The organism is uncultured Sphingomonas sp., from assembly GCF_964243315.1.
Lineage (GTDB): Bacteria > Pseudomonadota > Alphaproteobacteria > Sphingomonadales > Sphingomonadaceae > Sphingomonas.
This window is the reverse complement of the sequence record NZ_CAXTEM010000011.1, coordinates 62,961-71,805: the sequence shown is the minus strand read 5'-3', so window position 1 is coordinate 71,805 and position 8,845 is coordinate 62,961. Positions and strand designations below refer to the sequence as shown.

The following is an 8,845-nucleotide window of genomic DNA, read 5'->3' as shown; positions in this document are numbered from 1 at the left end:
CGCCCGAGCCGCGGATGCTGTCGGTGCAGGTGTGGGACAAGTCGAACGTCGGATCGGTCGAAAAGGCGATCCGCTCGGCGGGCCTCGGCCTCAATCCGATCAACGACGGCAACACCCTTCGCCTGCCGATCCCCGACCTTACCGAGGAACGCCGCAAGGAACTCGCCAAGATCGCCAATCAATACGCAGAAAAGGCGCGGATCGCGGTGCGCAACGTCCGTCGCGACGGCATGGACAGCCTGAAGATCGACGAGAAGAAGGGCGTGTTCGGCGAGGACGAGCGCAAGCGTCACGAGACCGAGGTCCAGAAGCTGACCGACGCGACGATCTCGGACGTCGATGCCGCCGCGGCGGGCAAGGAAAAAGAGATTCTCGGAAAGTGAGCCCCGCGTCGTCCGTGATCGGCGACGCGCGCCGTTGGGAGATCGGGCGGTGAGTTCCGCCCCGGTCCTGTCCGCGGTGCCGGGCAGCGGCGCGATCCCGCGCCACGTCGCGATCATCATGGACGGCAATGGCCGCTGGGCGAAACAGCGCCATCTGCCTCGCCTTGCCGGCCACAAGGCGGGGGTTGATGCGGTTCGCAAGATCACCCGCGCCGCGCGCGCGATGGGGATTGAGGCGCTGACGCTCTACGCCTTCTCGTCCGAGAACTGGCGCCGCCCCGAGGAAGAGGTCAGCGACCTGATGGGGTTGTTGCGGATCTTCATCCGTAGCGATCTCGACGAACTCGCGCGCGAGAACGTCCGGCTGCGGGTGATCGGCGACTACCGCCGTTTCGCGCCCGATCTGGTGGCGATGGTCGACGCTGCGATCGCACGAACTGCCGCGAATGACGGTCCGATCCTGGCGATCGCACTCAACTATGGCGCGCAGGCCGAACTCGTAAGTGCTGCGCGGCAGCTGGCGGAGGATGTCCGTGCCGGACTGATCGATCCCTCGGCGATCGACGCCAACGCGATCGAGGCGCGGCTCGACACCCATGACCTGCCGCCGCTCGACCTATTGATCCGCACCTCGGGCGAACACCGGCTGTCCAACTTCCTACTGTGGCAGGCGGCTTATGCCGAGTTGCTGTTTGTCGACACGCTGTGGCCCGATTTTTCTCCGGCCGAACTGACCAATGCGGTAGCGGCGTTCGGGCGACGCCAACGGCGCTACGGAGGCTTGTGAACAGACCCGATCGGGCGGCGCGTACGCCGTCGAATCTCCGTCTTCGGATGATCGCGAGCGTTGTCATGATCGCCGTGGCCACGGCCGCGCTGTTCATCGGCGGCATCGCGCTGTGGGTGCTCGCGGTGGTGATCGCGATCGTGATGATGGGCGAATGGGCCGATCTAGAGAAGGTCTCGCCCAAGACCCGCCGGATGTCGCAATTTGCGCTCTCCGTGCCGCTGGCCCTGATGGCGCCGGCGTCGCTGATCCTCGAAACCCGCGACTTCTTCACGCTGGGGCTGATCGCGGGCGCCGCGTTCTTCGTCGCGATCGTCACAAGGCGCGGGCAATTGGCGCTCGGCGTGGTCTATTGCGCGGTGCCGGTCATGGCGCTGGTGTTCGTGCGGCGGCAGGACGAGGGGCTGTTGTTTGCGTTTTGGATGCTCGCGATCGTGTGGGCCTGCGATATTGGCGCGTTCTTCGCCGGGCGTAGCATCGGCGGGCCCAAGCTGGCGCCGCGGCTCAGCCCCAACAAGACCTGGGCGGGCCTGATCGGCGGCATCCTGCTGGCGACCGCGCTGGCCGCGATCCTCTACGCGAATTACGGGCTGCCGCTACGGCTGATGCTCGCGACGCCGCTGCTTGCCGCCCTCGCGCAAGGCGGCGACCTCTACGAGAGTTGGCTCAAGCGTCGTGCGGGGGTGAAGGACAGCGGCAACAGCCTTCCCGGGCATGGCGGCGTGCTCGACCGGCTCGACGGGCTGGTGCCGGTCGCGCCGATCGCGGCGCTGCTGGTGGTCGCGCCGCGGCTGTTCCAATGAGGACGGTCACGATCCTCGGGGCGACCGGCTCGGTCGGCACCTCGACGCTCGACCTGGTCGAACGCGCACCCGATCGCTTCCGGGTCCACGCGCTGACCGCCAACAACGATGTCGCGGGGCTCGCCGCCGCCGCGATCCGCACCCGCGCCGAGCGCGCCGTGGTCGCCGACGAAACGTGCCTCGATGCACTTCGCGCCGCGCTTGCTGGAACCGGTGTCGAAGCATCCGCAGGACGCGACGCGATCATCGAGGTCGCTGGCTCGGGCGCCGACTGGACGATGGCCGCGATCGTCGGCTGTGCGGGGCTGGAACCGGTGATGGCCGCGATCGCTGCGGGCGGCGTCGTCGTGCTCGCCAACAAGGAGCCGCTGGTGTCCGCCGGCGAGGTGATCGTGGCCGCCGCCCGCGCGAGTGGCGCGACCTTGTTGCCCGCGGACTCCGAACACAATGCGATCTTCCAATGCTTCGACTTCGCGCGCCCCGGCGGCGTGCGCCGGATCATCCTTACCGCCAGCGGCGGCCCGTTCCGCGACTTCACCACCGATCAGATGCGCGTCGTCACCCGCGAACAGGCGGTCGCGCACCCCAATTGGGCCATGGGCGCCAAGATCTCGATCGATTCCGCGACGATGATGAACAAGGGGCTCGAGCTGATCGAGGCAGCGCGGCTGTTCCCGGTGCCGGCCGAGAAGATCGAGATCGTCCTGCATCGCCAATCCGTGATCCACTCCATGGTCGATTACGTCGACGGGTCGATGCTCGCGCAGCTTGGGCCGTCGGACATGCGCGTGCCGATCGCGCACACGCTGGCCTGGCCGGATCGGATGGCAACTCCGATGGAGCCGCTGGATCTGGTCGCCATCGGCAAGCTGGAGTTCGAGGCGCCCGATCCGGTCCGCTTCCCGGCCCTGCGGCTGGCGCGCGAAGCGCTCGATGCCGGTGGCGCACGGCCCGCGATCCTCAATGCCGCCAACGAGATAGCGGTCGAGGCGTTTCTGCAGCGCCGCATCGGCTTCCTCGAAATTGCCGCAATCGTCGCCGATACGCTGGCGCGCTACGATCCGGTCGCGCCGACCGATGTGGCGGCGGTCCTCGCCGTCGACACCGAGGCAAGGGCATTGGCGATCGAGCGTGTTGAGGATTGCGCGGCTTGATCGAAGCACCCGGTATTCTGCTGACCATCGTCGCGTTCGTCTGCGTGATCGGCCCGCTCGTCTTCGTTCACGAGATGGGTCACTATCTCGCCGGCCGGCTGTTTGGGGTGAAGGCGGACGCGTTCGCGGTCGGCTTCGGCCGCGAGATCGCAGGCTTCACCGACCGTCGCGGCACGCGGTGGAAGTTCGGCTGGCTGCCGCTTGGCGGCTACGTCAAGTTCGCGGGTGACATGAACCCGGCGGGGCAGCCTTCGGCGGAATGGCTCGCACTACCCGCGGCAGAGCGCAGTCAGACCTTCCAGGCGAAGACGGTGTGGCAACGCGCGATCATCGTCGCCGCAGGGCCGGTCGTGAACTTCGTCGTGGCGATCCTGATCCTCGGCGGCTTCGCACTGGCTTATGGCGATGCGCGCATTCCCCCGGTCGTCGGCGCCGTAAGCCCCGGCAGCGCGGCTGCGGTCGCGGGTATCCGTGAGGGCGACACCATCGTCGCCCTTGGCGGCCGGCAGGTTGACAGCTTCGACGACATGGTGCGCTACGTCCGCATCCGCGCCGGCGAGCGGGTCCGCGTCGACCTTCGCCGCGATGGAGCACCGCTATCCCGTGACGCGGTGATCGCGACCGACGTCCAGCGCGATCGCTTCGGTAACGAATACCGCATGGGCCGGCTCGGCGTCGCCGCGGGCTCGATCGTGGTCGAGCCTGTCGGCCTGCTCGAGGCGCCTGGAATCGCAGTCAGGCGCACCGGCGAGATCGTCCAGATGATGGTCGAGACGATGGCGCAAGTGATCTCCGGCCGGCGATCGGTCAAGGAGCTTGGCGGACCGCTCAGCATCGCGCGGGTGTCGGGCGAGCAACTGTCGCTTGGCCCGCAAGCCTTTGTTTTCCTGATCGCGCTGGTTTCGATCAATCTGGGGTTCATCAATCTGCTGCCAGTACCGATGCTGGATGGTGGACACCTGCTCTTCTACGGGATCGAGGCGGTTCGCCGTCGGCCGGTCGAGCCGCACGTACAGGAGTGGGCCTATCGCGGCGGCTTGGCGGCGATCCTCGCGCTGATGCTGATCGTGACGTTCAACGACCTAGGTAGTTTCGGTCTGTGGACAAAGCTCGCCGGGTTGATTGGCTGATCGGGTTAGGGCAGGGCGGCGGCCGATGTGGCGCCGCGCAATTCTATGCGGCTTGGGGTGAATAGTGACAGCGATTGACGGTAACAATTTCGGTGCGCGCGCGGTCGCCCTGCTGCTCGCGGGCACCATGCTGGCAAGCGTCGCCACGCCCGCTCTCGCCCAGAGCAGGCCCGCAAGCGGTGCCCGGCCCGCCGCGGGACCGACCGGGCCGGCGATCGTGCCGCGCGGCACGGCGACGCCAGCCGTCGATTCCACTGCCCCTAACGCACTGACGATCAAAACGCTCCGTGTCGAAGGTTCGCAGCGGATCGAACCCGAGACCGTACTTTCCTACACCAAGCTGCGCGTTGGGTTGCGCTACACCAACGAGACGCTCGATCAGGCGCTGAAGGATCTTCAGGCGAGCGACCTGTTCGTCGAATTCTCGATCAGTGGCGTCGAGACCGGCGACATCGTCCTGCGCATCCGCGAGAACCCGATCATCAACCGGGTCATCCTGGAGGGCAACAAGGCGCTGAAGGCCGACAAGATCACGAAAGAGATCAAGCTGTCGCCGCGGCAGATCTTCACCCGCACGGCGGTCCGCCAGGACGTCGCGCGGATCATCGAGCTTTACCGCCGACAGGGCCGCTTCGCTGCGGTGGTGTCGCCGAAGATGGTCAGCCTCGATCAGAACCGCGTCGACGTGGTGTTCGAGGTCACCGAGGGCCCCAAGTCGAAGGTCCGACAGATCAACATTCTCGGCAACGAGATCTTCTCCGACGACAAGCTGCGCGGCGAAATGGCGACCAAGCAGTCGCGCTGGTTCCGCCTGCTGTCGTCGAACACGTCGTACGATCAGGATCGCCTGAACTACGACCAGCAGAAACTGCGCCAATACTACCTGACCGAAGGCTATGCGGATTTCCGCGTGACCTCCGCGGTGGCGGAACTGACGCCCGACAAGCGCGACTTCATCATCACCTATGTGGTCGAGGAAGGTAAGCGCTACAAATTCGGCGACGTCACCGTGGACAGCGAGATCCGCGACTTTGACAACAAGCGTCTCGCCTCGTCGCTGCCGGTCAAGAAGGGCGACTGGTACAACGCCAAGCTCGTCGAGAATTCGGTCGACCAGCTGAACGAGGCCGCAGGTCTGTTCGGCTATGCCTTCACCGACGTCAATCCGGAGTTCCAGAAGGACGCCGAGACGCTGACGATGTCGATGAACTTCCACATCGCCCAGGCCCAGCGATCTTATGTCGAGCGGGTCGAGATCAACGGCAACACCCAGACCCAGGACAAGGTGGTGCGTCGCGAGATGCGTCTGGCGGAGGGTGACGCATTCAACAGCTTCCAGATGAAGCGCAGCCAGGATCGCATCAACTCGCTCGGCTATTTCCAGGACAAGATGGAGATCAAGCCGACTCCGGGTTCGTCGCCGGATCGCGTGATCCTCGAGACCAATCTCGAAGAGAAGTCCACCGGCGAGCTACAGCTGTCCGCGGGTTATTCGAGCCTGGAACGCTTCATCATCCAGGCGAACATCACCCAGCGCAATTTCCGTGGTAAGGGCCAGGAACTTCGCGCAGGCGTCAATTATTCGAGCTATTCCAAGTCGATCGAGCTCGGCTTCACCGAACCGTATCTGTTCGACAAGAACGTCGCGGTCGGGCTCGACCTGTTCCGGCGCGACTATAACTCGTTCAACTTCAACGGTAGCGACCGTCGGACGACCTATTCGCAGGTCTCGACCGGCTTCCAGCTGCGGACCGGTGTGCCGCTTACTGAATATTGGTCGCTCTCGGGACGCTACGGGCTGTCGTACGACGAGGTCGAGCTCGACCGGAGTCTCTACTATAACGACGGCAACGGTGACGGTGTACGCGGCAACTCGCCCGCGGACACCTGCTCGTTCCTGCAGGCCGGCCGCTACCTCTGCGAAGCAATCGGCAACCGTTGGACCTCGTCGATCGGCGCCTCGCTGCTGTACGACAGCCTCAACAGCCGACTGCGCCCGACCGCGGGGCAGCGCCTGTCGCTCAGCGCCGATTTCGCCGGGCTGGGCGGCGACGTCAAATACGCCCGTGCCCGCGTCGAGGGCTCCAAGTTCATGAGCCTCGGCAGCGGCTTCATCTTCTCGCTGACCGGCGAAGGCGGGGTGATCAGGTCCCTCGAGAAGGATCGTGGCCCCGGCATCGACAGCGTCCGGATCACCGATCGCTTCTACCTGGGCGAGCCGCAGTTCCGCGGCTTTAATATTCGCGGCGTCGGCCCGCGCGTGCTGCGTCAGCAGTTCACCACCGATGCGACTGGCAAGCAGATCCTGATTACCGATCGCGATCAGACGATCGACGACGCGCTCGGTGGTAAGGCCTATTATCTCGCGCGCGCAGAGATCGAGATCCCATTGGGCGCGGGTGCACGCGAACTCGGCTTGCGACCGACCGTCTATGCGCAGATGGGCAGCCTGTTCGGGATCAAGCGGCCGCTGCCGACCGCGACCTTCCCGACGATCACCGATGCGCAGGGCAACGTCACCGTGCTGCCGCTGACGACGCTGCTGCGTGACGCCGCGGGCCGCCAGATCTACACGGTGCCATCCGGCAGCGCCGCGAATGCCGGTCAGCCGACCACGTGCCAGATTGGCTTTGCGGCCACCGCCGGGGGCGTCTGCACCGGCGACAGCACTAATATAATCGCATCGACCTCGTCGGCGCCGTTCCTGGAAACCTTCCTCGGCAACTCGGCCAAACCGCGCGTCACCGTCGGCTTCGGCGTCAACTGGACGTCGCCGTTCGGCCCGCTTCGTATCGATATCGCCAAAGCCCTCGTCAGCCAAAAGGGCGACGACGAAAAACTCGTGACCTTCAACGTAGGAACCCAGTTCTGATGACTAGCACCAAGACCATGCTGACGCTTGCCGTCGCCACCGCCGCGATCGTCGCGGCCGCTCCCGCCGCCGCCCAGGTCAGTGGCATCGCCACCGCTGCGCCCGACAGCGCGATCCTCAGCGCCAAAGCATTCGGCGCGGCCAACACCCAGATCGCGACGACCTACAAGGCGCAGCTCGATCAGGCGACCGCCAAGCAGACCGCGCTGACCACGCAGATCCGTACGATCCTCGACACCAACAAGGACGGCCAGATCTCGCAGGAGGAGTATCAGGCAAGCCAGGTCGCGACCAACCCGCTCAGCGGCCGGGTGAAGGCGGCCGAGACCGCCGGCCAGCCCGCGATCGACCAGCTCCGCGCCCCCGCGGTGAAGGCGCAAGCCTATGCAATCGAGCAGGTCGCGCTGAAGTACGACGCTGCGCTGCAGGCGGTCGTCCGTGCCAAGAACGTCAACATCGTGCTGTCGCCCAACGCGATCCAGTACGCACCGCCGACGGTCGACATCACCAAGGACGTGATCGCCGAGCTCGATCGCCAGACCCCGAGCGTGCCGATCGCTGCCCCCGCCAACTGGCAGCCGAGCCAGGACACGGTGACGCTGCTCCAGCAGTATCGCCAGGCGGTCTATATGCAGGAAATGCGTCGTGCCCAGGGCGCGCAGGCAGGTCCGGCGCCGGCAGCAGGCACCACCCCGCCGGCAACCGCGCCGCGGGCGCCCACCGGCCGGTGAGCGACGTCGACGCCCGGCCCGCGATGAACGCGCTCGATATCGGGCGCGTCATGGCGGCGCTGCCGCATCGCTACCCGATGCTGCTGGTCGATCGTGTCGAGGATCTCGTCCTCGACACGTCGATCGTCGCGAACAAGGCGGTGACGATCAACGAGGGCTTCTTCCAGGGGCATTTCCCCGGTCGCCCGATCATGCCCGGCGTCCTCATCGTCGAGGCGCTGGCGCAGGCCGCGGGGATCCTCGCGGTCGAGAGCCTCGGCCTCGCCGGGTCGGGCAAGCTCGTCTATTTTATGGCGATTGACGGCGCGAAGTTCCGCAAGCCGGTCGAACCCGGCGTGCTGCTGCGGCTCGAGGCCGAGTTCGTCCAGAAGCGCGCGAGCGTCTGTAAGTTCGCAGGCCGTGCGAAGATCGACGGGCAGGTCGTCGCGGAGGCGAACTTCACCGCGATGATCGCCGATCCGCCCAAGGCGGCGTAGCGCCGCACACCTTTGACTTGAACGGCGCGCTCGGCTACGGGCGCGCCTTCCTTTTGGCTGGTCGGTAACCAGCCGCCCCAGGAGCAGATATCATGAAGCAAGACACCCACCCCGACTACCACATGATCAAGGTCCAGATGACCGACGGCACCGTGTTCGAAACCCGCTCCACCTGGGGCAAGGAAGGCGACACGATGCAGCTCGACATCGATCCTCTGGCGCATCCGGCGTGGACCGGCGGCCGCGGCACGATGCTCGACGCCGGCGGCCAGGTTGCCCGCTTCAACAAGCGCTTCGGTGGTGGGCTGACGCTCCGCAAGAGCTGATCGGCGGAGCTTTCGCCTCCGACCCACGCAGACGAAGAACCGGCGCCGCGATATACGCGCGCCGGTTTTTTCGTGTCAGCTCAGGTTGGCGGAGAGAGTGGGATTCGAACCCACGGTGGGCTTCCACCCACGGCGGTTTTCAAGACCGCTGCCTTAAACCACTCGGCCATCTCTCCGTGCCGG

The 8,845-nt window shown here is 65.9% G+C and carries 9 protein-coding genes and 1 tRNA gene; 9 read left to right on the top strand and 1 reads right to left on the bottom strand.

Annotation, left to right across the window (positions count from 1 at the left end; genetic code table 11):
- From ACFE77_RS05855 to rpmE, 9 genes are all read left to right on the top strand, one after another.
- A partial coding sequence (locus tag ACFE77_RS05855) for a ribosome-recycling factor (protein ID WP_375420688.1) occupies positions 1–383 on the top strand: 383 nt, incomplete at its 5' end.
- A gap of 49 nt (positions 384–432) precedes the next feature.
- Positions 433–1,170, top strand: coding sequence for an isoprenyl transferase (locus ACFE77_RS05850; protein ID WP_375420687.1), 738 nt, complete (start codon positions 433–435; stop codon positions 1,168–1,170).
- 47 nt (positions 1,171–1,217) lie between these two features.
- Positions 1,218–1,973 (top strand): phosphatidate cytidylyltransferase, encoded by a 756-nt coding sequence (locus tag ACFE77_RS05845; RefSeq protein WP_375420686.1) that lies wholly within the window; start codon positions 1,218–1,220, stop codon positions 1,971–1,973.
- Complete coding sequence (locus tag ACFE77_RS05840) at positions 1,970–3,127, top strand: 1-deoxy-D-xylulose-5-phosphate reductoisomerase (RefSeq protein ID WP_375420685.1); 1,158 nt, start codon at positions 1,970–1,972, stop codon at positions 3,125–3,127. The genes ACFE77_RS05845 and ACFE77_RS05840 overlap by 4 nt, the downstream gene beginning before the upstream one ends.
- On the top strand, positions 3,124–4,257 hold the full coding sequence (gene rseP / locus ACFE77_RS05835) for an RIP metalloprotease RseP (protein WP_375420684.1): 1,134 nt from the start codon (positions 3,124–3,126) through the stop codon (positions 4,255–4,257). Before ACFE77_RS05840 ends, rseP begins: the two co-directional genes overlap by 4 nt.
- A 61-nt stretch (positions 4,258–4,318) precedes the next feature.
- Positions 4,319–7,129 (top strand): outer membrane protein assembly factor BamA, encoded by a 2,811-nt coding sequence (gene bamA / locus ACFE77_RS05830; RefSeq protein ID WP_375420694.1) that lies wholly within the window; start codon positions 4,319–4,321, stop codon positions 7,127–7,129.
- Positions 7,129–7,860, top strand: coding sequence for an OmpH family outer membrane protein (locus ACFE77_RS05825; RefSeq protein WP_375420683.1), 732 nt, complete (start codon positions 7,129–7,131; stop codon positions 7,858–7,860). Before bamA ends, ACFE77_RS05825 begins: the two co-directional genes overlap by 1 nt.
- A gap of 23 nt (positions 7,861–7,883) precedes the next feature.
- The gene (gene fabZ, locus ACFE77_RS05820) at positions 7,884–8,336 is read left to right on the top strand and encodes a 3-hydroxyacyl-ACP dehydratase FabZ (RefSeq protein WP_375420693.1); all 453 of its coding nucleotides are present in this window, start codon (positions 7,884–7,886) and stop codon (positions 8,334–8,336) included.
- 92 nt (positions 8,337–8,428) lie between these two features.
- Complete coding sequence (rpmE, locus tag ACFE77_RS05815; protein WP_375420682.1) at positions 8,429–8,662, top strand: 50S ribosomal protein L31; 234 nt, start codon at positions 8,429–8,431, stop codon at positions 8,660–8,662.
- A gap of 86 nt (positions 8,663–8,748) precedes the next feature.
- Here the strand turns inward: rpmE and ACFE77_RS05810 are convergent.
- Positions 8,749–8,838 (bottom strand) — tRNA-Ser (locus tag ACFE77_RS05810).
- Between the last annotated feature and the right edge of the window lie 7 nt (positions 8,839–8,845).